At 42.9% G+C, this 21052-nt stretch carries 30 protein-coding genes; 27 read left to right on the plus strand and 3 right to left on the minus strand.

All coding sequences use genetic code 11. The features are described 5' to 3' along the window. Positions 1-4: 4 nt before the first annotated feature. The 3 genes from PO830_RS12700 to PO830_RS12710 all read right to left on the minus strand — a co-directional run bounded on the left by PO830_RS12700 (position 5) and on the right by PO830_RS12710 (position 6861). A complete protein-coding gene (locus PO830_RS12700) occupies positions 5-1705 on the minus strand; it encodes a SusD/RagB family nutrient-binding outer membrane lipoprotein (protein ID WP_272853955.1) in 1701 nt (566 codons plus the stop codon). Positions 1706-1721: 16 nt separating this feature from the next. Further along, complete coding sequence (locus tag PO830_RS12705) at positions 1722-4997, minus strand: SusC/RagA family TonB-linked outer membrane protein (RefSeq protein ID WP_272853956.1); 3276 nt, start codon at positions 4995-4997, stop codon at positions 1722-1724. A 121-nt stretch (positions 4998-5118) separates the two neighbouring features. Then, complete coding sequence (locus PO830_RS12710) at positions 5119-6861, minus strand: POTRA domain-containing protein (RefSeq protein WP_272853957.1); 1743 nt, start codon at positions 6859-6861, stop codon at positions 5119-5121. A gap of 135 nt (positions 6862-6996) precedes the next feature. Between PO830_RS12710 and rpsL the strand changes: the two genes are divergently transcribed. The 27 genes from rpsL to ykgO all read left to right on the plus strand — a co-directional run bounded on the left by rpsL (position 6997) and on the right by ykgO (position 21052). Beyond that, positions 6997-7371 carry a 30S ribosomal protein S12 gene (gene rpsL, locus PO830_RS12715; protein WP_024770883.1) on the plus strand — a complete coding sequence of 125 codons (375 nt, stop codon included), beginning with the start codon at positions 6997-6999 and terminating at the stop codon, positions 7369-7371. 31 nt (positions 7372-7402) lie between these two features. Then, a complete protein-coding gene (rpsG, locus tag PO830_RS12720; RefSeq protein ID WP_272853958.1) occupies positions 7403-7879 on the plus strand; it encodes a 30S ribosomal protein S7 in 477 nt (158 codons plus the stop codon). Between the two features lie 8 nt (positions 7880-7887). After that, on the plus strand, positions 7888-10020 hold the full coding sequence (gene fusA / locus PO830_RS12725) for an elongation factor G (protein ID WP_272853959.1): 2133 nt from the start codon (positions 7888-7890) through the stop codon (positions 10018-10020). A 10-nt stretch (positions 10021-10030) separates the two neighbouring features. Next, on the plus strand, positions 10031-10336 hold the full coding sequence (gene rpsJ / locus PO830_RS12730) for a 30S ribosomal protein S10 (protein ID WP_010181931.1): 306 nt from the start codon (positions 10031-10033) through the stop codon (positions 10334-10336). Positions 10337-10509: 173 nt separating this feature from the next. Beyond that, on the plus strand, positions 10510-11121 hold the full coding sequence (gene rplC, locus PO830_RS12735) for a 50S ribosomal protein L3 (RefSeq protein WP_272853960.1): 612 nt from the start codon (positions 10510-10512) through the stop codon (positions 11119-11121). Beyond that, complete coding sequence (gene rplD, locus PO830_RS12740; RefSeq protein ID WP_272853961.1) at positions 11121-11750, plus strand: 50S ribosomal protein L4; 630 nt, start codon at positions 11121-11123, stop codon at positions 11748-11750. The genes rplC and rplD overlap by 1 nt, the downstream gene beginning before the upstream one ends. Positions 11751-11757: 7 nt before the next feature. Then, positions 11758-12048: a 50S ribosomal protein L23 gene (gene rplW / locus PO830_RS12745; RefSeq protein ID WP_272853962.1), complete on the plus strand. Its 291-nt coding sequence runs from the start codon at positions 11758-11760 to the stop codon at positions 12046-12048. A gap of 27 nt (positions 12049-12075) precedes the next feature. Beyond that, complete coding sequence (rplB, locus tag PO830_RS12750; protein WP_272853963.1) at positions 12076-12900, plus strand: 50S ribosomal protein L2; 825 nt, start codon at positions 12076-12078, stop codon at positions 12898-12900. A 6-nt stretch (positions 12901-12906) separates the two neighbouring features. After that, entirely contained in the window at positions 12907-13185 is a 279-nt protein-coding gene (rpsS, locus tag PO830_RS12755) for a 30S ribosomal protein S19 (protein ID WP_272853964.1), read from the plus strand. Positions 13186-13191: 6 nt separating this feature from the next. Next, a complete protein-coding gene (gene rplV / locus PO830_RS12760) occupies positions 13192-13599 on the plus strand; it encodes a 50S ribosomal protein L22 (RefSeq protein ID WP_272853965.1) in 408 nt (135 codons plus the stop codon). A 7-nt stretch (positions 13600-13606) separates the two neighbouring features. After that, a complete protein-coding gene (gene rpsC, locus PO830_RS12765) occupies positions 13607-14320 on the plus strand; it encodes a 30S ribosomal protein S3 (RefSeq protein WP_272853966.1) in 714 nt (237 codons plus the stop codon). Between the two features lie 20 nt (positions 14321-14340). Then, entirely contained in the window at positions 14341-14760 is a 420-nt protein-coding gene (rplP, locus tag PO830_RS12770; RefSeq protein ID WP_272853967.1) for a 50S ribosomal protein L16, read from the plus strand. Positions 14761-14777: 17 nt separating this feature from the next. After that, positions 14778-14969 (plus strand): 50S ribosomal protein L29, encoded by a 192-nt coding sequence (gene rpmC, locus PO830_RS12775; protein WP_272853968.1) that lies wholly within the window; start codon positions 14778-14780, stop codon positions 14967-14969. Positions 14970-14986: 17 nt separating this feature from the next. Beyond that, positions 14987-15253 (plus strand): 30S ribosomal protein S17, encoded by a 267-nt coding sequence (gene rpsQ, locus PO830_RS12780; RefSeq protein WP_272853969.1) that lies wholly within the window; start codon positions 14987-14989, stop codon positions 15251-15253. A 2-nt stretch (positions 15254-15255) separates the two neighbouring features. Next, positions 15256-15624 (plus strand): 50S ribosomal protein L14, encoded by a 369-nt coding sequence (rplN, locus tag PO830_RS12785; RefSeq protein ID WP_272853970.1) that lies wholly within the window; start codon positions 15256-15258, stop codon positions 15622-15624. Positions 15625-15635: 11 nt separating this feature from the next. Continuing rightward, positions 15636-15950 carry a 50S ribosomal protein L24 gene (gene rplX, locus PO830_RS12790; protein ID WP_272853971.1) on the plus strand — a complete coding sequence of 105 codons (315 nt, stop codon included), beginning with the start codon at positions 15636-15638 and terminating at the stop codon, positions 15948-15950. A gap of 2 nt (positions 15951-15952) precedes the next feature. Continuing rightward, positions 15953-16504, plus strand: coding sequence for a 50S ribosomal protein L5 (rplE, locus tag PO830_RS12795; protein ID WP_272853972.1), 552 nt, complete (start codon positions 15953-15955; stop codon positions 16502-16504). A gap of 1 nt (position 16505) precedes the next feature. Next, positions 16506-16775: a 30S ribosomal protein S14 gene (rpsN, locus tag PO830_RS12800; protein ID WP_272853973.1), complete on the plus strand. Its 270-nt coding sequence runs from the start codon at positions 16506-16508 to the stop codon at positions 16773-16775. 65 nt (positions 16776-16840) lie between these two features. Next, positions 16841-17242 carry a 30S ribosomal protein S8 gene (gene rpsH, locus PO830_RS12805; RefSeq protein WP_272853974.1) on the plus strand — a complete coding sequence of 134 codons (402 nt, stop codon included), beginning with the start codon at positions 16841-16843 and terminating at the stop codon, positions 17240-17242. A 17-nt stretch (positions 17243-17259) separates the two neighbouring features. Further along, positions 17260-17802, plus strand: a complete 543-nt coding sequence (gene rplF / locus PO830_RS12810; protein WP_272853975.1) for a 50S ribosomal protein L6 — start codon at positions 17260-17262, stop codon at positions 17800-17802. An 11-nt stretch (positions 17803-17813) separates the two neighbouring features. Further along, a complete protein-coding gene (rplR, locus tag PO830_RS12815; RefSeq protein WP_272853976.1) occupies positions 17814-18170 on the plus strand; it encodes a 50S ribosomal protein L18 in 357 nt (118 codons plus the stop codon). Between the two features lie 7 nt (positions 18171-18177). After that, on the plus strand, positions 18178-18702 hold the full coding sequence (rpsE, locus tag PO830_RS12820; protein WP_272853977.1) for a 30S ribosomal protein S5: 525 nt from the start codon (positions 18178-18180) through the stop codon (positions 18700-18702). A gap of 11 nt (positions 18703-18713) precedes the next feature. Beyond that, positions 18714-18893 carry a 50S ribosomal protein L30 gene (rpmD, locus tag PO830_RS12825; protein WP_272853978.1) on the plus strand — a complete coding sequence of 60 codons (180 nt, stop codon included), beginning with the start codon at positions 18714-18716 and terminating at the stop codon, positions 18891-18893. 10 nt (positions 18894-18903) lie between these two features. Next, positions 18904-19356: a 50S ribosomal protein L15 gene (gene rplO, locus PO830_RS12830; RefSeq protein WP_272853979.1), complete on the plus strand. Its 453-nt coding sequence runs from the start codon at positions 18904-18906 to the stop codon at positions 19354-19356. A 13-nt stretch (positions 19357-19369) separates the two neighbouring features. Further along, the gene (secY, locus tag PO830_RS12835; RefSeq protein ID WP_272853980.1) at positions 19370-20713 is read left to right on the plus strand and encodes a preprotein translocase subunit SecY; all 1344 of its coding nucleotides are present in this window, start codon (positions 19370-19372) and stop codon (positions 20711-20713) included. A 2-nt stretch (positions 20714-20715) separates the two neighbouring features. Beyond that, positions 20716-20931, plus strand: a complete 216-nt coding sequence (gene infA / locus PO830_RS12840; protein ID WP_034259287.1) for a translation initiation factor IF-1 — start codon at positions 20716-20718, stop codon at positions 20929-20931. A gap of 4 nt (positions 20932-20935) precedes the next feature. Further along, positions 20936-21052 carry a type B 50S ribosomal protein L36 gene (gene ykgO / locus PO830_RS12845; RefSeq protein WP_015361145.1) on the plus strand — a complete coding sequence of 39 codons (117 nt, stop codon included), beginning with the start codon at positions 20936-20938 and terminating at the stop codon, positions 21050-21052.

A 21052-nucleotide genomic window follows, 5' to 3' on the forward strand; every position in this document is an offset into this window, starting at 1 on the left:
AATTTTAGTTAGCAGGAGGGAACGCTGGCGACGCAGGATTCGTATCCCAGAATACTTGAGTCGTCAAATCGGGTCTCTGCTGGATATTTGGATTAGCAACTACTTCAACGTTCGGGTAGAAGTACGTACGTGGGAATGGTCCTGGGTCTGGGTTAAGGTTTGGCTTAACCGTTGTAGGATATCCTGTTCTTCTGTAGAAGTTATAAGCATCAGAACCACCTCCATACATAGTAATGAAGTATTGCTCTGCTAGTGCATTCCAAGAATCATCTGAAGTATCAGTAATTTTTCCTGCTTCAGCAGTGATATATGCAGTAACTTCAGCTGGAGTAGGCTCAAACGAAGAATCTGCTTGTCCGTCAAGAGCGATAAACCCTTGTACCTTAGCGATAGACTTTTCAAGTCCAGCAGTTACAAGTGCAGCTGCAGTTCCAGGTTGCCCAGCAGCTAACGCTACTTCAGCTCTCCAGAAGTCTACGTAAGAAGCAAGAATGATAGGCTCAATTCCAGCTCCACCACCACCAGCTCCAAGAGTCAGCTCGTTGAATGCATCATCGTCAAATAATCCACCTGCAGGGTATACACCAACAGCAGTTCTAAAGAAGTTATCTGGAGGAGTACCATCGTCATCTCCGTGATCTCTACCCCAATATCCGTTCTCTAACCAGCAGAAGGATACTCCTTGAGCGGTATAGTGAGCAGGAGGAGTTTCTAAAGAACACGATAAACGCTCTCCGTTACCATCAGGGTTACAAGATGCACCAGGAGTACAGTCTGTTTGACGGTAGAAGTAATAACGAATACGTGGGTCATCATCGCTAGGATCCATTACGTCGTCTCCTTGCATGGTCTCCATCAACCAGTTAGATTGGTAGATATTTGCACCGGAGGTCGTGTAATCGGCAGCGTAGTCTTGGTGACGTGTATCAGGATTTAATTCCTGTACTCCAAAGTCGAATTCGAAATCTTGACTTGAATCAGAGATGAAGTTTCCACCTGCAACAATAGCATTAAAGGTAGAAATATCTCCCGTAGTCAATGCGTGACGCATTTTCAACGTGTTCACAAGTGCAATCCAGTTGCTAACATTTCCTTCGTAGAAGAAGTCTAAAGCCCCTCCCGCACCATCTGCGGCCTGGAAGAATGCTAATGACTCATCTAACATAGATAGCGCAGTACTGTATACCATCGCGTCGTCATCAACATTAGGACTTGGGAATTCCAATGGATTTAGTGCTTCACTAAAAGGAATATCTCCAATAAAGTCTACTAATAACATCAATTGATGTGCTTGTAGCGCTTTGGCCACTCCAAGGTGGAATGAAAGATCTGTATCTGGATCTTCGTTCAATCCTTCAAGGATGAGGACGTTAGGGCTTATCCCGCGAGCTACACCCGCAAAGATTTGGCTACTATAGAATCGAGACCAACTTGCGTTGAAAATGTTCGATTGAAGGTTCTCTCTGTATGTTCTTCCGAAGAAGTAATCAATACGTGTCAAGTTAGAACTTTGGTCGTTCATTGTTACCATGTTTGCCACGTAAGCACGTTGAATCGCACTCAATAACAAATCTGGGTCTGCTTGATCTTCAGATAATTGGTCGGGATCATTTAAGATCTCCAATTCTGTCGTTTCACAAGAGTGAAACAGCGCACTAGCCGCAATTGCCACTAGTGTGAATAATCTGTACATTGTTTTTTTCATAATCATTTTTTTTTAATTAAAAGGATGCTTTAATACTAAGTCCATATCTTCTTGAACTAGGACCGTTAATGTAGTCAAACCCTCTACCGTTACCGATACCAACACCGGCTACGTTAGGATCAAAGTTTGCACCATCAGGTGTATTGTAGGCATCATACCACAGGTTAAATCCACTCGCAGTAATAGATACTGATCCAAAAGGAGTTCTGTCTAAGAAACGCTTAGGAACAGTGTATCCTAAAGAAATTTCTTGAAGTCTGATTACAGAAGCATCGTAAACAGTTAACTCTTTAGGACCGAACAACAAGTTGTTGAAGTAGTACTGTGAGTTGTTAATCTGGATATCGTTAGGTTGTCCATTGTCGCTTCGTACACCTGGTAAAATGTAGGTGTTCACACGGTCTTCCGTTTCTACGATAAGACCACGTCCTAGAAGTACAGCAATGGTAGAACTTGCTATGTCACCACCTTTAGTGTGGCTTACTTGGAAGTTTAAGTTAAAGTTCTTGTATGAAATAGAGTTCAAGAAGTTCATTACGTAATCAGGGTTTGGATTACCAATGATAGGCGTAATAGAACGTCCGTCATCTAATACAATATTGTCTTCAACAAGGTAGTTACCAGAAGAAGCATCTACGATAAGGTTACCAGCATCGTCACGCGCAACACGTGTACCAACGATAACACCTAATTGCTCTCCACGGATCGCAGCGTTTGCACCAAGAATAGGATCTGCAGAACCAGCAAATAAAATCTGGTCTTCATCCTGCTCCGTTACAATTTGCTCACTCTTCGTAAAGTTCACTCGAGAGTTCCAGTTGAAACCACCTTCGGTTTCGCTACGGAATAGATCTAAGCTAAGGTCAGCTTCATATCCGTCTCCTTCAACCTTACCAATGTTATCAAAGGTTTGCGTAAATCCTGTAGAAGGCGCAAGTGGCTTAAATACGATTAGATCGGTTGTAGAACGGTTAAAGTAAGAAGCGTTCAATGTTAAGCGGTTGTCTAACAAACGAGATTCGAAACCAACTTCAAATTCACTGATAAGCTCAGGCTGAAGGTCAGGGTTCGCACGGAAGTTATCCGCAGTGTTCGTTGTGATTGCTCCAATAGCTCCACCATTTTCAATAGGTTCTTGAGCTACGTACTGAACTGCTGGGAAGCCTGAAGGGAATCCTGCAGAAGTACCTAAACCAGCACGCAATTTCAAGTAGTTAAGTCCCCATCCTTGTGATCTCAAACCATCAAAGGCAGAAGTCGGGATGAAAGAGGCACTTACAGAAGGGTAGAACTGGCTGTTGTTTTCGGTAGGTAAGTTAGATACCCAGTCGTTACGAGCCGATACCGTTAAGTAAGCAAAGTCATCATAATCAAACAATACTTCTCCAAATACCCCGATAATGTTTTGCTCAGCAAAATTTTGGATTGGAGATTGTGTTGTAAAGTTGAAGTGTCTCAACACACCGAAAACGATCTGTCCGTCACTTCGAACCCCTTGTTGGTCAAACTCGGTAGAACGAGTCGTTGCACCTACTGTAAATCCTAATCCGAATTTATCAGTAACATCATAGTCACCACTTAACGATAAGTAGTGGTCCCAAATACGGTTGTTGTTATCCCAAGTTTGGTAAAAACCAAAAATAGCCTGGTTAAAGTTAACCCCGTCTTTGTTTGAGAATTGCGTGTTACGCTCGTTGTAGAAGTCAACCCCTACACGATATAGTAAGTTCAAGTTGTCTGAGAAATCATACTGTAACGAAGCAGTACCGAAAACACGGTTAGTCAACTGACGGCTACCAGCGTTCTTCACACTCCAACGTGGGTTGATAATATCGTTACCATCACGATAGTAAATACTACCACCGGTTTCTGGTAATTCGAATGGAAGCCCCATTAAGTCTACTGAACGCGGCGTAAAGAATACGTTTGCGAACGTAGAGAATCCTAACGTACCGTTACCTCTACTCGCAGCTACTGGAGGAGAAGTTACATTGTTACGTGAGAAGTTTAACGTGGCAGTAACGCTAAAGTTGTTAGACAACTGTGCGCGTCCACCAACCGCTAAGGTGTTACGGCGAATTCCGTTTCCAGGAGTAAATCCTTCTTCGTCTAAGTGTCCGTAGTTTACGTTGAAGGCTACTTTTCCGTCTTCAGAGTTTCCGCGAACGTTAATAGAGGTGTTGCTTACGGCTCCCGTACGGAAGAAGTTCTCAACACTATTATAAGGACGATAGTCATAACGTTGTCCTGAGAATTGGTTCAACAATTCGTTATCTCCACCTCTAAACCCGTTAAGGAATGAAGAAGAAGAGTATGGGTGCTCTACCGTTCCGTTAGCATCAATAAGACCAGCAGGGTCATTCAAATACCCATCAACACCGTCTGGGCTAAAGCCTGGTCCCCAGTTACTGAAGAACCACCCGAACGACTGGTCAAATCCGTTACCATAGCTATCTTGGTAGTCTGGTAAGGATGCGATTTCGTTAAAGAAATAAGATTGGCTAACTGAAATTTCGGTCTTTTTTGCAGCACCAGTTGCTCCACCACCACCAGATTTGGTAGTAATTACGATTACCCCGTTTCTACCGGCAGTACCGTAAAGTGTTGCAGCGGCAAGACCTTTTAATACGTTAACGCTTTCAATGTTGTTCGGATCCAAATCTAAGAAACGCGAAGAACCAACGTTACCGTTCAAGAAGTTTCCTTGAGCGTTGGTGTCGCTACTAAAAGGAACACCATCTACGATAAATAATGCCTGGTTACTTCCGGTAATAGAGTTATATCCACGAATTACTACGTTGGTCGCAGAACCCGAAGTACCCCCTTGAGAGGTAATTTGAACCCCAGAAGCCTTACCAGAAAGAACACGGGCAACATCCCCTTCAGTTCTTTGCTCAATATCTTCAGACTCTACAGTACTAACTGCATACCCCAAAGCCTTGGCTTCCTTTTTAATACCCTGTGCTGTAACAACTACCTCGTCAAGCTGTGCTGCATCTTCCTCCATTGTGAGGTTGATGGTGCTTGTGGCAGCCGTTACCGGGCGCTCTACAGATTTAAAACCTACATAGCTATAAACAAGTGTCTGGCCCACACTGGCTTGAACGGTATAGTTACCGTCAAAGTCAGATTGCGTACCGGTACTTGTGCCCTTTACGATAATGTTAACTCCTGGCAACGGGAGACCACTAGGGTCGGTCACCGTACCGGAGATTGTTTTTTCTTGTGCAAACGTGAGTTGCACTACAAACGCTAGTAATAGCGTAAGAATTCCACTAAACTTTGTTCTCATTTTTATAATTTATTTGAATTAGCCAATGCCAAAAATCACAATAAAAAGTTAAATACACAACTTTTCATTACTAAAATTTACATTTTTTTTTACCGCATTGTTACGCTATTGTTACGCTTCGTCAAAACCGTGAAGACAGGCTTAGATGGATTTTTGTGTTTGAAAATTTGAAATTTTCACCCTCCAAATTTCCGTTGGCAATATTCAACTTAAAGACCCCTGCCTGAGTGCTTAATCCGATCCCAAAACCGAAGCTGTAAAGTTGTTGTTTTAGATCAATTACGTCGTTTTCAAAATAGGCTAGATCGATAATTGTATGTGCGTACAACCCAGGATTGAACTGATATCGATATTCTGTATTTAGTACAGAATAAAACGAGGCGTCGATACTATTCTCATTAAAACCTCGAATACTGGTAATCCCTCCAAACCGAAATAGTTCATTGGTAAGAAAGCTATCGCTGTCTAAGAGAGCCGTAGTGTTTTGTATAAAAAAGGAGTTTTCCCTATTTAAGTTGATGATATAGTGTGCTATCGAGCGTATCCGAAATTGATTTTCTGTAAGCGTATCACGTTCGCGTGTCCCCCATTCACCTTCTAAGTTGATGGCGCTCTTTTGAGGGAATAGCGGGTTGGGTTGTCGTTGGGTATATGCGAGTCCGCCAATTGCGTACCGACCTTTGTAGTCCTCTACGGTAATGTCTACTAACGCTTCCTCCTGCAGATTGCTCGACACATAACCTTTGTATCCAATATACGTACTAGTAGTTGGTGTAACTTGATAAGAAACCTGCGCAAGTTGTTCAGTGGTTGAAAAAGTGGAGTCTCTTTTAAAAATTTTCAATTCACCAGCAACACCAAACGGACTCCCTAACAAATATGGCAGAGTAGTTCGCGCTCTAAAGTTTTGCTGCTCGTTGCCATCGGCTTTGTAGTTTATCAGTAATTGTTCCCCGAAGTTAAGATTGTTGTTGAGTTCTAAATTTAAATATCCATTAAAAATTAGTTTGTTGGTTTCTTCGTCAGTAGCAAAGCCCAGAATTCCATCAAAAAGATTATTGTTCTCTTTTTCGAGGTATAAATACACGGTGGTCGAGTCACTTCGGAATAGTGCTTCGGGAGGCTTGATGCTCCGCGCAAATCCGAGGGCGTCCAAAAGGTCATTTTTCCTTATCAAGGTTTTTCTATTAAATATTCTTCCCGTTCTAACTCCTGCATAATGGGTGAGATATGATCTCGGAAACTTTTCATACCCTTTTATCGCGATTGAATCTATCGTTCTACTGGATTGTACAGATGTGGTTAATGTGGCTGTAATCCTGTTCTCTCTTTTCTGAAGGGACGATAATTGAAGAGAGGCGAAAGGATCACCTTGTTGGGTGAGCAGTGAGGTTAAGGTGTTTAGCGTTTCAGAAACCCGATACATGGGAATCGTGAAGGTGCTATCTGACGTTTGGTTGCTCCAGGAAGGGATTTGTTTCTTACGGAAAGGCGTGTTTTTATAATCAATTTCAATAAATGCGTATTTCTTTCCGAAGTGATATTGTGCCATATACAGACTGTCGTTCTTTTTCTGAAGTACTTGAAGCCTGGCGTCCACAAACCCCATGCGTTGGAGGAGGGTCGGGATGGTATCTACCTGCCGCTGCAGCGAGCGGTAATTAAGGAAGGTTGAAGAGGGGAGAAGACTGTCTTGTAACGAGGCGGGGATAGGTTGCTCTGCGGAAACTTGCAATGTTAAACGCGCCTCTTGTGCCCATAGGGATGCGTGGGTATATATATTAAGGTATAGAAACAATAGCAAAAATCGCTTCAATGTGTGGTCTTTGATTTGCAAAACTAACGTTTCGCATAAGGTTTTCATATATGCGGTCGGTTCTTTTTGCGTTCGGCTGAAAATTAATGCGGTACTGTTTGAATAATCAAATAAATATTCTACCTTTGCACGCCCTTTTAGTGGGGAAATTTTATTTTTTATTTAAGTATAACAAGGATTTATATGCCAACTATTTCACAATTAGTACGAAAAGGAAGAGCCAAAATAACCAAGAAGAGTAAATCGGCTGCTTTGGATTCGTGCCCGCAACGCCGCGGTGTGTGTACGCGTGTATATACCACTACTCCAAAGAAACCGAACTCTGCAATGCGTAAAGTAGCGCGTGTTCGTTTGACGAATGGAAAAGAGGTAAACGCATACATCGGTGGTGAAGGTCACAATCTCCAAGAGCACTCGATAGTATTGGTTAGAGGTGGAAGGGTAAAAGATTTGCCAGGTGTTAGATATCACATTGTTCGTGGAGCCTTAGATACCGCAGGTGTTGAAGGAAGAACGCAACGTCGATCTAAATACGGAGCCAAACGCCCTAAGAAGTAATTTTAAGTAATAATCGCTTTAAAACGAAGAAATGAGAAAAAGACAGGCCAAAAAAAGACCGCTTTTACCCGATCCCAAGTTTAATGATCAGTTGGTGACACGTTTTGTCAATAACATGATGTGGGACGGAAAGAAATCGGTGGCTTTCAATGTTTTCTATGATGCGCTTGATATCGTAGAAGAGAAAAATCAAGATGAAGAAAAAACGGCTTTGGAACTCTGGAAAGATGCGTTATCTAACATTATGCCTCACGTAGAAGTTCGTAGCCGACGCGTGGGTGGAGCAACCTTCCAAATTCCAATGCAAATACGTCCCGACCGTAAGATCTCTACCGCGATGAAGTGGTTGATCTTGTACGCGCGTAAGCGTAATGAAAAGTCGATGGCGGCAAAATTGGCTGCAGAAATTCTAGCAGCTGCTAAAGAAGAAGGCGCCGCGGTTAAAAAGCGTATGGATACGCACAAAATGGCCGAAGCAAACAAAGCATTCTCACACTTTAGATTCTAAAAAATACCATGGCACAAAGAGATTTAAAATTTACAAGAAATATTGGGATTGCTGCGCATATTGATGCGGGTAAAACAACCACTACCGAACGTATTTTGTACTACACCGGTGTAAGTCACAAAATTGGTGAGGTGCATGATGGTGCGGCAACGATGGACTGGATGGAGCAAGAGCAAGAGCGTGGTATTACCATTACCTCGGCTGCAACTACCTGTACCTGGAGATTTCCTTTGGAAAATGCACAGCCCACTCCCGATACCAAAGAATACAACTTCAATATTATCGATACTCCCGGTCACGTGGATTTTACCGTAGAGGTAAACCGTTCGTTGCGTGTATTGGACGGTCTGGTATTTTTATTTAGTGCTGTTGATGGGGTGGAGCCTCAGTCAGAAACAAACTGGCGTTTAGCAGACAACTACAAAGTGCCGCGTATTGGATTCGTAAACAAAATGGACCGACAGGGGTCTAACTTTCTCGCTGTTTGTCAACAGGTGAAGGATATGTTGAAATCCAATGCGGTGCCAATCGTATTGAATATTGGTGATGAAGCTGATTTCAAAGGAATTATCGACTTGGTGAAGAACCGTGCGATTATTTGGCATGACGAAACTCAAGGAGCTACTTTTGATGTGATCGATATTCCTGAAGATATGAAGGAAGAGGCTCGTAAGTACCGTGCGCTTCTTATTGAAGAAGTAGCTACGTATGACGAAGAGCTTTTGGAAAAATTCATGGAAGATGAAGATTCTATTACCGAAGAAGAAGTGCATGCTGCGCTTCGTGCTGCGGTAATGGATATGGCAATTATCCCAATGGTTTGTGGGTCTGCCTTTAAAAATAAAGGAGTTCAGTTCTTATTAGATGCTGTATGTCGTTATTTGCCTTCACCGGTAGATAAAGAAGGTATCGTAGGGGTGAATCCAGATACTGAGAAAGAAGAAGTTCGAAAGCCAGATGTAACAGCGCCTTTCGCTGCCTTGGCTTTTAAAATTGCTACCGATCCGTTTGTGGGTCGTTTGGCATTCTTCCGCGCGTATTCAGGGCGTTTGGACGCAGGTTCATACGTGTTGAACAACCGCTCAGGTAAAAAAGAACGTATTTCTCGTATCTACCAAATGCACTCTAACAAGCAAAATGCCATCGAATATATCGAGGCAGGAGACATTGGGGCGGCTGTTGGTTTTAAAGATATTAAGACTGGAGATACGCTCACCGATGAGAAGCACCCAATTGTACTGGAATCTATGGATTTCCCAGATCCGGTAATTGGTATTGCTGTTGAGCCTAAAACTAAGGCTGATGTGGATAAATTAGGTATGGCGTTAGCGAAGTTGGCAGAAGAAGATCCAACCTTCCAGGTGCGTACCGATGAAGCCTCGGGTCAGACTATTATTTCTGGTATGGGTGAGCTTCACTTGGATATCATTGTAGACCGTTTGCGTCGTGAGTTCAAGGTAGAAGTAAACCAAGGACAACCTCAAGTAGAGTACAAAGAAGCGGTTACGCGTAGAGCCGAGCACCGTGAAGTATATAAGAAGCAATCCGGTGGTCGTGGTAAATTCGCGGATATCGTGTTTACATTAGAACCTGCGGAAGAAGGAAAAGACGGATTAGAATTCGTTTCTGAAATCAAAGGTGGTAACGTTCCTAAGGAATTTATTCCATCTATTGAAAAAGGATTCAAAATGGCGATGCAGAATGGTCCGTTGGCTGGTTATGAAGTAGAAGCGATGAAAGTGACCTTGACGGATGGATCGTACCATGACGTGGATTCCGATCAATTGTCGTTCGAATTGGCTGCGAAGCTTGGATTCAAAAACGCTGCAAAAGCTGCGAAAGCAGTAATTATGGAGCCTATCATGAAGCTGGAGGTAATTACTCCAGAAGAAAACATGGGTGACATTGTAGGTGACTTGAACCGTCGTCGCGGACAGGTAAATAACATGGGTGACCGTGCCGGAGCCAAAGTGGTGAAGGCCGATGTGCCACTTTCTGAGATGTTTGGATATGTAACTACGTTGCGTACCTTGTCTTCAGGACGGGCAACATCTACCATGGAATTTTCACACTATGCCGAAACGCCTTCTAATATTTCAGAAGAAGTGATCGCTGCGGCAAAAGGAACTGCTAACGTTTAATATTTCAGCAATGAGTCAAAAAATCAGAATTAAATTAAAATCTTACGATCATAATTTAGTAGACAAATCTGCTGAAAAAATCGTTAAGACCGTAAAAAGTACAGGAGCGGTAGTAACGGGACCCATCCCATTACCTACCCATAAGAAGATCTTTACTGTGTTGCGTTCACCGCACGTAAACAAAAAGAGTAGAGAGCAATTCCAATTGAGTTCATATAAACGCTTGTTGGATATTTACAGCTCTTCCTCTAAAACCATTGACGCGCTCATGAAATTAGAGTTGCCAAGTGGGGTTGAAGTAGAGATCAAAGTATAAGGAAACACCACTTGACGAAAGTCGGGTACATGTCCGGAGCTGCGAGCGAAGGAAAAACGGAAACAAAATAAAATTCAGGGCTGGATTTATTTTGGCCCTGTTTTTTTCTGAAAGGACAGCGCTAGCGCCTCCGAAATAAACTGAAAATAAGTAATAACTAATAATTAATAACTATGTCTGGGTTAATAGGAAAAAAGATCGGGATGACCAGCATCTTTGACGAGAACGGAAAGAATATTCCGTGTACCGTGATCGAAGCAGGTCCCTGTGTCGTTACCCAAGTCAGAACCACAGAGGTTGACGGGTATGAAGCGCTTCAACTTGGTTTCGATGACAAGAAGACAGCTAATAAAGCGGCTGAGGGCCACGCTAAAAAAGCGGGAACTACTGCAAAGCGTCGTGTTGTTGAATTCCAAGGATTTGAAGAAGAGTACAAATTAGGTGATAGCATCACGGTAGAACATTTTGTTGAAGGAGAATTTGTAGACATTACAGGTACTTCTAAAGGAAAAGGATTCCAAGGGGTTGTAAAACGTCATGGATTCGGCGGTGTAGGGCAGGCCACGCACGGTCAGCATAACCGTTTAAGAGCACCGGGATCCATTGGTGCTGCCTCGTATCCAGCACGTGTATTCAAAGGAATGCGCATGGCGGGACAAATGGGGAATGAAAAAGTAAAAGTTGAAAACCTACGAGTGTTGAAGGTAGTTCCGGAAAAGAACTTACTTGTTGTGAAAGGGTGTGTTCCCGGTCATAAGAACGCTTACGTAACAATTCAGAAGTAATGAAGGTAGCAGTAGTAGATAAAAACGGAAAAGACACCGGAAGAAAGGTAGAACTTTCTAAAGAGGTGTTTGGGATTGAGCCCAACAACCATGCTGTATATCTCGATGTAAAGCAGTACTTGGCAAACCAACGTCAAGGAACGCATAAGTCGAAAGAGCGTGCCGAAATTGCTGGCTCTACCCGTAAGATCAAAAAACAAAAAGGAACCGGTACCGCACGTGCGGGAAGCATCAAATCTCCAATCTTTAAAGGAGGTGGGCGCATCTTTGGACCTCGTCCAAAGGATTACCGATTCAAATTGAATAAAAACTTGAAGCGATTGGCTCGTAAATCTGCCTTAACTATGAAGGCAAATGATAAGGCTATCGTTGTGATTGAGGACCTCTCTTTCGATACACCGAAGACCAAAGAATTTACTTCGGTATTGAAATCACTCGGGCTGGACGATAAAAAATCCCTCGTAGTGTTGGGAGAGTCAAATAATAACGTATATTTGTCGTCTCGTAATTTGAAAGGCACTGAAGTTATAACTAACTCAGAATTAAGCACTTACAAAATTATGAATGCAAATAGCGTCGTGTTATTTGAAGGTTCTTTGGAAGGAATTGAAGAAAACTTAAGTAAATAGAGACGAGATGGATATCTTAATTAAACCTATTATTACAGAAAAAGCTACAGCTGATGCGGAACTCAGTAACCGATACGGCTTTGTAGTGAACTCGAAGGCGAACAAGGTAGAAATCAAAAAAGCGGTTGAGGCCACTTATGGAGTTTCTGTTGAAAAAGTTCGCACAATGAATGTCCGCCCAGATCGCCGTGTTCGTTACACGAAATCGGGGATTCAAACTGGTAAAACAAATGCTTACAAAAAAGCAATTGTACAGGTGGCGGAAGGTGATACTATAGATTTTTACGAAAACATCTAAACGCGGTTTAGATAAAATTAGACGACTATGTCAGTAAGAAAATTAAAGCCAATCACCCCAGGACAGCGTTTTAGAGTGGTTAACGGGTTTGACGCCATTACCACTGATAAGCCGGAGAAGAGTTTGCTCGCTCCGAAAAAACGTTCTGGAGGTAGAAACAGTCAAGGAAAAATGACCATGCGCTACAAAGGGGGTGGTCATAAAAGACGATATAGAATTATCGACTTTAAGCGTGACAAGCACGGAATCCCGGCTACTGTCGCAACGATTGAATACGATCCGAACCGTACCGCATTTATCGCTTTGGTAAATTACCAAGATGGTGAGAAGCGTTACGTGATTGCCCAAAACGGGCTTCAAGTAGGTCAGAACATTGTATCAGGCGAAACTACCGCCCCAGAAATTGGAAATGCAATGACCTTGGCCAATATCCCACTAGGTACTATTATTTCTTGTATCGAATTGCATCCTGGACAAGGAGCTGTCATGGCTCGTAGTGCAGGAGCGTTTGCTCAACTAATGGCGCGTGAAGGAAAATATGCAACTATCAAGTTGCCATCTGGCGAAACCCGAATGGTATTGAGTAGTTGTTTAGCCACCATTGGTGCTGTTTCTAACAGCGATCACCAATTGATCGTTTCTGGTAAAGCGGGACGTTCAAGATGGTTGGGTAGAAGACCTCGTACAAGACCAGTTGTGATGAACCCGGTAGATCACCCAATGGGTGGTGGAGAAGGGAAGTCTTCTGGTGGACATCCACGTTCTCGTAAAGGTATTCCTGCTAAAGGGTATCGCACGCGTACAAGAACTAAAGCGAGTAACAAATATATTATCGAACGTAGAAAGAAATAATTAGTTATGGCAAGATCATTAAAAAAAGGACCTTACGTTCACTATAAATTAGACCAAAAAGTCCAAGAAAATGTGGCGTCGAACAAGAAGACGGTGATCAAGACCTGGTCACGGGCTTCGATGATTACGCCCGACTTCGTCGGACAAACCATCGCGGTGCATAACGGACGTCAATTCGTTCCCGTATATGTAACCGAAAACATGGTAGGACATAAATTAGGCGAATTTTCACCTACACGATCATTCCGTGGTCACGCAGGTGCGAAAAACAAAGGAAAAAAGTAATAGGCCATGGGAGTTCGTAAAAGAGAAAGAGCAGAGCAAATCAAAGAAGCAAAGAAAACACAATACTTTGCGAAATTGAACAATTGCCCTACGTCGCCTCGTAAGATGCGTTTGGTTGCAGACCTAGTGCGCGGTGAAAAAGTAGATAAAGCGCTGAACATTCTAAGATTTAGCAAGAAAGAAGCATCTAATCGATTGGAAAAGCTATTGCTTTCGGCTATTGCCAACTGGCAGGCTAAAAATGAAGATGCAAGTATTGAAGATGCTGATCTTTTTGTGAAAGAAATCCGCGTGGACGGTGGAACGATGTTGAAGAGACTTCGCCCAGCACCACAAGGTCGCGCACACAGAATTAGAAAACGTTCCAACCACGTAACATTGGTGCTTGGAGCTAACGATAACACACAAAGCTAGAAGTTAAATGGGACAGAAAACAAATCCAATCGGAAATCGCTTAGGTATCATTCGCGGATGGGAATCCAACTGGTACGGTGGTAACGACTACGGTGATAAGCTCGCCGAAGACGATAAGGTTAGAAAATATGTTCATGCTCGTTTAAGTAAAGCTAGTGTGTCACGAGTAATCATTGAGCGTACGCTTAAGCTTGTAACCGTTACTATCACTACGGCACGTCCCGGTATCATTATCGGAAAAGGCGGTCAAGAGGTAGACAAGCTGAAAGAAGAGCTTAAGAAGATTACCGGAAAGGAAGTTCAGATTAACATTCACGAAATCAAGAGACCAGAGCTTGATGCAACGCTGGTAGCAGCCAGTATTGCACGACAAATTGAAAATCGTATTTCATACCGTCGTGCCATCAAAATGGCAATTGCCGCTGCGATGAGAATGAATGCTGAAGGAATCAAGATCCAAATTGCTGGACGTCTTAACGGTGCTGAAATGGCGCGTGTAGAGTCTTATAAAGAAGGACGTATTCCTCTTTCCACGTTTAGAGCCGATATTGATTATGCTTTAGTCGAGGCCCACACTACCTATGGTAGATTAGGTGTTAAGGTATGGATCATGAAAGGTGAAGTTTATGGTAAGCGAGAGCTTTCTCCTTTAGTAGGATTGTCCAAAAAAGGAAAAGGATCTGGCCGGGGTGGTAACAAATCACGTCGTAACAGAAAGTAATTTTTTAAAGAGAAAAGAACATGTTACAACCTAAGAGAACAAAATACCGCAAGCAGCAGAAAGGGCGTATGAAAGGAAACGCGGGCCGTGGAAATCAATTGGCCAACGGAACCTTCGGAATAAAATCATTGGATTCTAATTTCGTAACCGCACGTCAAATTGAAGCTGCCCGTATTGCCGCTACCCGCTACATGAAAAGGGAAGGTTCAATCTGGATCATGATTTTCCCAGACAAACCAATTACAAAAAAGCCCTTGGAAGTACGTATGGGTAAAGGAAAAGGTGCCGTAGAATATTATGCTGCGGTAGTGAAGCCTGGTAGAATTATGTTTGAAGTTTCCGGCGTTCCGTTGGCAACTGCAAAAGAAGCGTTGCGCCTGGCGGCTCAAAAGCTTCCTGTACGAACTAAATTCGTGGTATCGCGAACCTATCAAGAGTAATTTTTGAAATGGCGACTATGAAACAATCAGAGATAAAAGAAGCATCTACAGCGGAACTACAGGAGCGTATGTCCGAATTAAAAAAGGCACATACCGACCTTAAAATAGCACACGCTATTTCACCGTTGGAAAATCCAATTCAACTGCGCGCACAACGACGTGTGATGGCTCGAATTGCGACTGAACTAACTAAAAGAGAAGTACAATAACGGTACGAAGCTGAACGATGGAACAAACAACAACAAGAAATCTAAGAAAAGAACGTATTGGGGTAGTAACCAGTAACAAAATGGAAAAATCCATTGTTGTTAGTGAGGTGAAGAAAGTAAAACACCCTATGTACGGAAAGTTCGTGTTGAAAACGAAGAAATACGTAGCACACGACGAGAAAAACGACTGCAACGAAGGTGATACGGTACGCATCATGGAGACGCGTCCTCTAAGTAAAACCAAATGTTGGAGGTTAGTAGAAATCATAGAAAGAGCTAAGTAATCATGGTACAACAAGAATCGAAACTAAAAGTAGCAGACAATACCGGAGCCAAAGAAGTTCTTTGTATTCGCGTATTGGGCGGAACCAAAAAACGGTACGCCTCTATTGGAGATAAAATTGTGGTTACTGTAAAAGAAGCGACGCCTAACGGAAATATTAAAAAAGGAGCTGTCTCTACCGCTGTGGTAGTGCGCACCGTAAAAGAAGTACGTCGTCCTGATGGATCGTACATCCGTTTTGATGACAACGCTTGTGTGTTATTGAACCCACAAGGGGAGATGCGTGGAACCCGTGTATTCGGTCCCGTAGCGCGTGAGCTTCGCGACAAGCAATTTATGAAAATAGTATCATTGGCACCTGAGGTGCTTTAATACGAAACAAGATGGCAAAGCTTAAGATAAAATCAGGGGATACGGTAATCGTTACCGCCGGTGAACACAAAGGTTCACAGGGTGAAGTATTACGTGTTTTCCGTGAGAAAAACAAAGCAATCGTAGAAGGAGTGAACATCGTGAAAAAACACGAAAAACCAAGCGCAGCGAATCCACAAGGAGGAATTGCCGAAAAGGAAGCTCCCATTCATATTTCGAACCTTTCACTAGTAGATCCTAAGTCGGGGGAAGCAACCCGCGTAGGATACCGAATGGAAGATGGTAAGAAAGTGCGATTTGCAAAAAAATCGAATCAAGTATTATAGTTATGGCATACACACCAAGACTTAAGCAAGAATATAAGGAGCGTGTTGTAAACGCCCTAACCGATGAATTTGGCTACAAGAATGTTATGCAAGTTCCTAAGTTGCAACGTATCGTTGTTTCTCGAGGGATTGGAGCGGCAGTAGCTGATAAGAAATTGATCGACAATTCCGTGGAGGAGCTTTCTAATATTACCGGTCAGAAAGCGATAGCAACCATCTCTAAGAAAGATGTCGCTACCTTCAAACTTCGTAAGGGAATGCCCATCGGGGCAAAAGTTACCCTTCGCGGAGAGCGTATGTACGAATTTTTAGACCGTTTGATTACAACGGCCCTTCCTAACGTACGTGACTTTAACGGGATTAACGCTACCGGTTTCGACGGAAGAGGAAATTATTCTTTGGGAATTACGGAACAAATCATTTTCCCGGAAGTGAATATTGACCGTGTGAAGAAGATCGAAGGGATGAACATTACGTTCGTCACTTCTGCGGAAACCGACAAGGAAGCGAAATCATTATTAACCGAATTAGGATTACCTTTTAAAAAGAACTAAGATGGCTAAAGAATCAATGAAAGCCCGCGAGGTGAAACGACAGAAAATGGTAAAGAAGTATGCCGAAAAACGCAAAGCTTTGAAAGAAGCAGGCGATTGGGAAGCACTTCAGAAGTTACCAAAAAACTCGTCGCCGGTTCGTTTGCACAATCGCTGTAAACTAACGGGAAGGCCTAAAGGATATATGCGTCAGTTTGGTGTGTCACGGGTTATGTTCCGTGAAATGGCCAATAACGGATTGATCCCAGGGGTGCGTAAAGCCAGCTGGTAATAAACTTTAATGGGTTTCAGGTTTGCCGGATGACCGGCGAAAACCGTTACCGTAAATACAACTAAATGAAAACAGATCCAATTGCAGATTATCTAACTCGAGTTAGAAATGCTATTAGTGCAGGACACCGCGTGGTAGAGATACCCGCTTCCAACCTGAAAAAGGAGATCACAAAGATCCTTTTCGATCAGGGGTACATCTTGAGCTACAAATTTGAAGACGATAATGGTCCTCAGGGAACCATCAAGATCGCCTTGAAGTATGACAAGTTGACCAAAGATCCTGTCATTAAAAAAATTCAACGAATTAGTAAACCCGGTTTACGTAAGTACTCAGGTTCTTCAGAAATGCCGCGCATCCTCAACGGCTTGGGAATCGCTATCGTGTCAACTTCCGCAGGAGTTATGACAGGAAAGCAGGCGCAAGCGCAGAATGTAGGAGGAGAAGTACTTTGTTACGTATACTAATTAAATAAAGACAAGAAATGTCAAGAATAGGTAATAACCCGGTAGCTATCCCAGAAGGTGTAACAGTGGAAGTAAAAGACAACGCTGTTACCGTGAAAGGGAAATTAGGCGAGTTAACGCAGCAGTTTGATGCCGTTAGCGTATCGGTAGAAGAAGGAAAAGTTGTAGTAGAACGTCCTTCTGATGCCAAAGATCACAAATCAAAGCACGGTTTATACAGAGCTCTAATCAACAATATGATTGCAGGGGTTTCTGAAGGCTTCACCAAGAAGTTAGAATTGGTTGGAGTTGGATTTCGTGCCAGCAACCAGGGGCAAAAATTGGATTTGGCCATTGGGTTTTCTCACAACATCGTGATGGACATCGCTCCAGAAGTGAAAGTGGAAACACAATCTGAAAAAGGTAAGAACCCTATCGTAATATTAACATCGCACGACAAACAGTTGGTTGGGCAAGTTGCCGCTAAAATCCGCAGCTTCCGTAAGCCAGAGCCTTACAAAGGAAAAGGAATCCGTTTTGTTGGTGAACATATTAGAAGAAAAGCAGGTAAATCTGCATAAGAAATTAAGTTATGGCATTATCTAAAAATAGTAGAAGAAACCGTATTCGTAATCGAATCAGAAAGACGATCTCTGGAACAGAGCAGCGACCTCGTTTGGCGGTTTTCAGAAGCAATAAAGAAATTTATGCGCAACTTATTGACGATGTAAATGGAACTACCATTACCGCTGCATCTTCAAGAGATAAAGACATTGACGCATCAAAAGTCAATAAGAGCGACGTCGCCAAATTAGTAGGACAGGCAATTGCCGAGAAAGCTAAAAAGGCAGGGATCGACACAGTTGCTTTCGATCGCGGAGGATATTTGTATCACGGACGCGTTAAATCATTAGCTGAAGGAGCTCGCGAGGGCGGATTAAAATTCTAAAAGTATTATGTATCAAGATTATAAAAACGTAGAAATAGTAAAACCCGGCGGCCTAGATCTTAAAGATCGTTTGGTAGGAGTACAACGTGTTACCAAAGTAACTAAAGGGGGTAGAGCTTTTGGATTTTCAGCCATCGTGGTTGTTGGAGATGAGAACGGAGTCGTAGGACAGGGACTAGGAAAGTCGAAAGACGTGGCTAGCGCCATTGCCAAAGCGATCGAAGATGCAAAGAAAAATTTAGTACGCATTCCTCTAAATAAAGCGACCCTTCCGCATGAGCAGAAAGGGAAGTATGGGGGAGCTCGTGTTACCTTATTACCGGCAGCGCCTGGTACAGGGGTAATTGCTGGAGGTGCTGTTCGTGCAGTACTGGAAGCCGTAGGAGTACATGACGTACTTTCAAAGTCACAAGGATCTTCCAACCCACATAACGTGGTAAAAGCTACTTTTGATGCGCTACTACAATTGCGTAGTGCACAAACGGTAGCAAAACAACGAGGAATCTCTTTGGAGAAATTGTATAAAGGATAATCACAGGAATCATGGCAAAAATTAAAGTAACAAAGGTTCGCAGTGCAATCAACCGCTCACAACATCAAAAGAGAACGCTTGAGGCACTTGGCTTACGTAAAATAGGCCAAACTGTAGAGCATGACGACACGCCAAGCATTCTTGGTATGATAAAAAAAGTTAATCACCTGGTTTCAGTAGAAACCAACTAAGACATACGCAATGGATTTAAGTAACTTAAAACCAGCAGAAGGTTCGGTTAAAAACCAAGGAAAACGCGTAGGGCGTGGCCAAGGAAGCGGTAAAGGTGGAACCTCTACCCGTGGACATAAAGGGGCAAAGTCTCGTTCTGGATATTCCAAGAAAATTGGATTTGAAGGAGGGCAAATGCCACTACAGCGTCGTGTTCCTAAGTTTGGTTTCAACAACCGTAACCGCAAAGAATACCAAGGAATCAATGTTGATACATTGCAACAATTGGTAGACGATAAAAAAATTAAGGATACAATAGATTTCGACACTATGGTGGAAATGGGCTTGGCTCATAAGAATGACATGGTGAAGATTTTGGGAAGAGGAGAACTGAAGGCGAAATTAAAAGTGTCTGCTCATAAGTTTACCGCTTCTGCCCAGAAAGCTATCGAAGCTGCAGGAGGTGAAGCTGTAACCCTTTAATCTTAGATCAAGGATGAAATTTATTGAGACCATAAAGAATGTTTTCAAGATAGAAGAACTGCGCGACCGTATTATGGTAACGCTAGGTTTTTTATTGGTATACCGATTTGGTGCCCAAGTGGTGCTTCCGGGTATCGACGCATCGCGTTTGAGCGAATTTGCCGGTAATTTTGATACCGGTGGAATTGGCGGATTACTCAATGCGTTTACTGGAGGTGCGTTTGCAAATGCTTCCGTATTTGCACTGGGGATCATGCCTTACATCTCAGCTTCCATTGTGGTGCAGTTAATGCAGATTGCAGTACCGTACCTACAGAAGCTTCAGAAAGAAGGTGAAAGTGGTAGAAAAAAGATCACACAAATCACCCGATGGTTGACCATTGGTATTTGTTTGATTCAGGCACCAAGTTATTTGGCCGGTCTTCCCGCACTGGGAGTTCCCGCAGAAGCGTTTATCTTAGGACAAACGCCCATGTTCTACATCTCTTCGACCATCATTTTGGTCACAGGATGTATTTTCGCCATGTGGCTGGGTGAGAAGATCACCGATAAAGGAATCGGAAATGGTATCTCGATCCTTATTATGGTAGGGATTATCGCCACCCTCCCGCTTTCATTCGTTCAGGAATTCGCTGCTCGCGTATTTGAATCGAACGGTGGATTGATCATGATCTTGATCGAATTGGTGATCTGGTTCGTAATTATTTTAGCCTCTGTGATGTTGGTCATGGCGGTTCGAAAAATACCCGTCCAGTACGCACGTCGTACGGCGACAGGTGGGTATGAGAAGAATATCTTTGGAGCCCGTCAGTTTATTCCGTTAAAGCTAAACGCTTCTGGAGTAATGCCGATCATCTTTGCACAAGCCATCATGTTCGTGCCTTCAGCAGTGGCGAGCTTGTCAGATAGCGACTGGGCACAGACTATTCAGGCCAACTTTAGCGATATTTTTGGTCTGTGGTACAATGTGGTGTTTGCTGCGTTAATTATCATATTTACGTACTTTTACACCGCGATTACAGTGCCTACCAATAAAATGGCAGACGACTTGAAACGCAGCGGTGGGTTTATTCCCGGAATTAAGCCAGGAACAGATACCGCCGAATATTTAGATAGAATTATGTCACAAATCACCCTGCCAGGATCTATTTTCTTAGCATTGATCGCAATTTTTCCTGCCTTCGTTGTGAAGATCTTAGGGATTCAGTCGGGATGGGCATTGTTCTACGGTGGTACATCACTCCTCATTATGGTTGGGGTGGCAATTGATACCATGCAACAAATTAACTCCTACTTATTGAACCGTCACTATGATGGCTTGATGAAAAGTGGTAAAAACAGAAAAGCAGTAGCATAATTATGGCAAAACAACCCGCAATAGAACAAGATGGAACCATTGTTGAAGCATTGTCTAATGCAATGTTTCGAGTAGAACTGGAAAACGGTCATATTGTGACCGCCCATATTTCGGGTAAAATGCGCATGCACTACATTAAGTTGTTACCCGGAGACAAAGTAAAATTAGAAATGAGCCCTTACGATTTAACAAAGGCTCGAATAACATACAGATACTAAGGTTATGAAAGTAAGAGCATCTATAAAGAAAAGAAGTGCCGACTGCAAAATTGTTCGCAGAAAAGGCAGACTATATGTAATTAATAAAAAGAACCCTAAGTTCAAACAAAGACAAGGATAA

Origin of the sequence: Altibacter sp. HG106 (assembly GCF_028561755.1) — a bacterium.
Lineage (GTDB): Bacteria > Bacteroidota > Bacteroidia > Flavobacteriales > Flavobacteriaceae > DFVG01.

Bases quoted from the DNA above. Each gene is read 5' to 3' on its own strand.
- PO830_RS12700 (WP_272853955.1), bottom strand. From the start codon at position 1,705: ATGAAAAAAACAATGTACAGATTATTCACACTAGTGGCAATTGCGGCT.
- PO830_RS12705 (WP_272853956.1), bottom strand. From the start codon at position 4,997: ATGAGAACAAAGTTTAGTGGAATTCTTACGCTATTACTAGCGTTTGTA.
- PO830_RS12710 (WP_272853957.1), bottom strand. From the start codon at position 6,861: ATGAAAACCTTATGCGAAACGTTAGTTTTGCAAATCAAAGACCACACA.
- rpsL (WP_024770883.1), top strand. From the start codon at position 6,997: ATGCCAACTATTTCACAATTAGTACGAAAAGGAAGAGCCAAAATAACC.
- rpsG (WP_272853958.1), top strand. From the start codon at position 7,403: ATGAGAAAAAGACAGGCCAAAAAAAGACCGCTTTTACCCGATCCCAAG.
- fusA (WP_272853959.1), top strand. From the start codon at position 7,888: ATGGCACAAAGAGATTTAAAATTTACAAGAAATATTGGGATTGCTGCG.
- rpsJ (WP_010181931.1), top strand. From the start codon at position 10,031: ATGAGTCAAAAAATCAGAATTAAATTAAAATCTTACGATCATAATTTA.
- rplC (WP_272853960.1), top strand. From the start codon at position 10,510: ATGTCTGGGTTAATAGGAAAAAAGATCGGGATGACCAGCATCTTTGAC.
- rplD (WP_272853961.1), top strand. From the start codon at position 11,121: ATGAAGGTAGCAGTAGTAGATAAAAACGGAAAAGACACCGGAAGAAAG.
- rplW (WP_272853962.1), top strand. From the start codon at position 11,758: ATGGATATCTTAATTAAACCTATTATTACAGAAAAAGCTACAGCTGAT.
- rplB (WP_272853963.1), top strand. From the start codon at position 12,076: ATGTCAGTAAGAAAATTAAAGCCAATCACCCCAGGACAGCGTTTTAGA.
- rpsS (WP_272853964.1), top strand. From the start codon at position 12,907: ATGGCAAGATCATTAAAAAAAGGACCTTACGTTCACTATAAATTAGAC.
- rplV (WP_272853965.1), top strand. From the start codon at position 13,192: ATGGGAGTTCGTAAAAGAGAAAGAGCAGAGCAAATCAAAGAAGCAAAG.
- rpsC (WP_272853966.1), top strand. From the start codon at position 13,607: ATGGGACAGAAAACAAATCCAATCGGAAATCGCTTAGGTATCATTCGC.
- rplP (WP_272853967.1), top strand. From the start codon at position 14,341: ATGTTACAACCTAAGAGAACAAAATACCGCAAGCAGCAGAAAGGGCGT.
- rpmC (WP_272853968.1), top strand. From the start codon at position 14,778: ATGAAACAATCAGAGATAAAAGAAGCATCTACAGCGGAACTACAGGAG.
- rpsQ (WP_272853969.1), top strand. From the start codon at position 14,987: ATGGAACAAACAACAACAAGAAATCTAAGAAAAGAACGTATTGGGGTA.
- rplN (WP_272853970.1), top strand. From the start codon at position 15,256: ATGGTACAACAAGAATCGAAACTAAAAGTAGCAGACAATACCGGAGCC.
- rplX (WP_272853971.1), top strand. From the start codon at position 15,636: ATGGCAAAGCTTAAGATAAAATCAGGGGATACGGTAATCGTTACCGCC.
- rplE (WP_272853972.1), top strand. From the start codon at position 15,953: ATGGCATACACACCAAGACTTAAGCAAGAATATAAGGAGCGTGTTGTA.
- rpsN (WP_272853973.1), top strand. From the start codon at position 16,506: ATGGCTAAAGAATCAATGAAAGCCCGCGAGGTGAAACGACAGAAAATG.
- rpsH (WP_272853974.1), top strand. From the start codon at position 16,841: ATGAAAACAGATCCAATTGCAGATTATCTAACTCGAGTTAGAAATGCT.
- rplF (WP_272853975.1), top strand. From the start codon at position 17,260: ATGTCAAGAATAGGTAATAACCCGGTAGCTATCCCAGAAGGTGTAACA.
- rplR (WP_272853976.1), top strand. From the start codon at position 17,814: ATGGCATTATCTAAAAATAGTAGAAGAAACCGTATTCGTAATCGAATC.
- rpsE (WP_272853977.1), top strand. From the start codon at position 18,178: ATGTATCAAGATTATAAAAACGTAGAAATAGTAAAACCCGGCGGCCTA.
- rpmD (WP_272853978.1), top strand. From the start codon at position 18,714: ATGGCAAAAATTAAAGTAACAAAGGTTCGCAGTGCAATCAACCGCTCA.
- rplO (WP_272853979.1), top strand. From the start codon at position 18,904: ATGGATTTAAGTAACTTAAAACCAGCAGAAGGTTCGGTTAAAAACCAA.
- secY (WP_272853980.1), top strand. From the start codon at position 19,370: ATGAAATTTATTGAGACCATAAAGAATGTTTTCAAGATAGAAGAACTG.
- infA (WP_034259287.1), top strand. From the start codon at position 20,716: ATGGCAAAACAACCCGCAATAGAACAAGATGGAACCATTGTTGAAGCA.
- ykgO (WP_015361145.1), top strand. From the start codon at position 20,936: ATGAAAGTAAGAGCATCTATAAAGAAAAGAAGTGCCGACTGCAAAATT.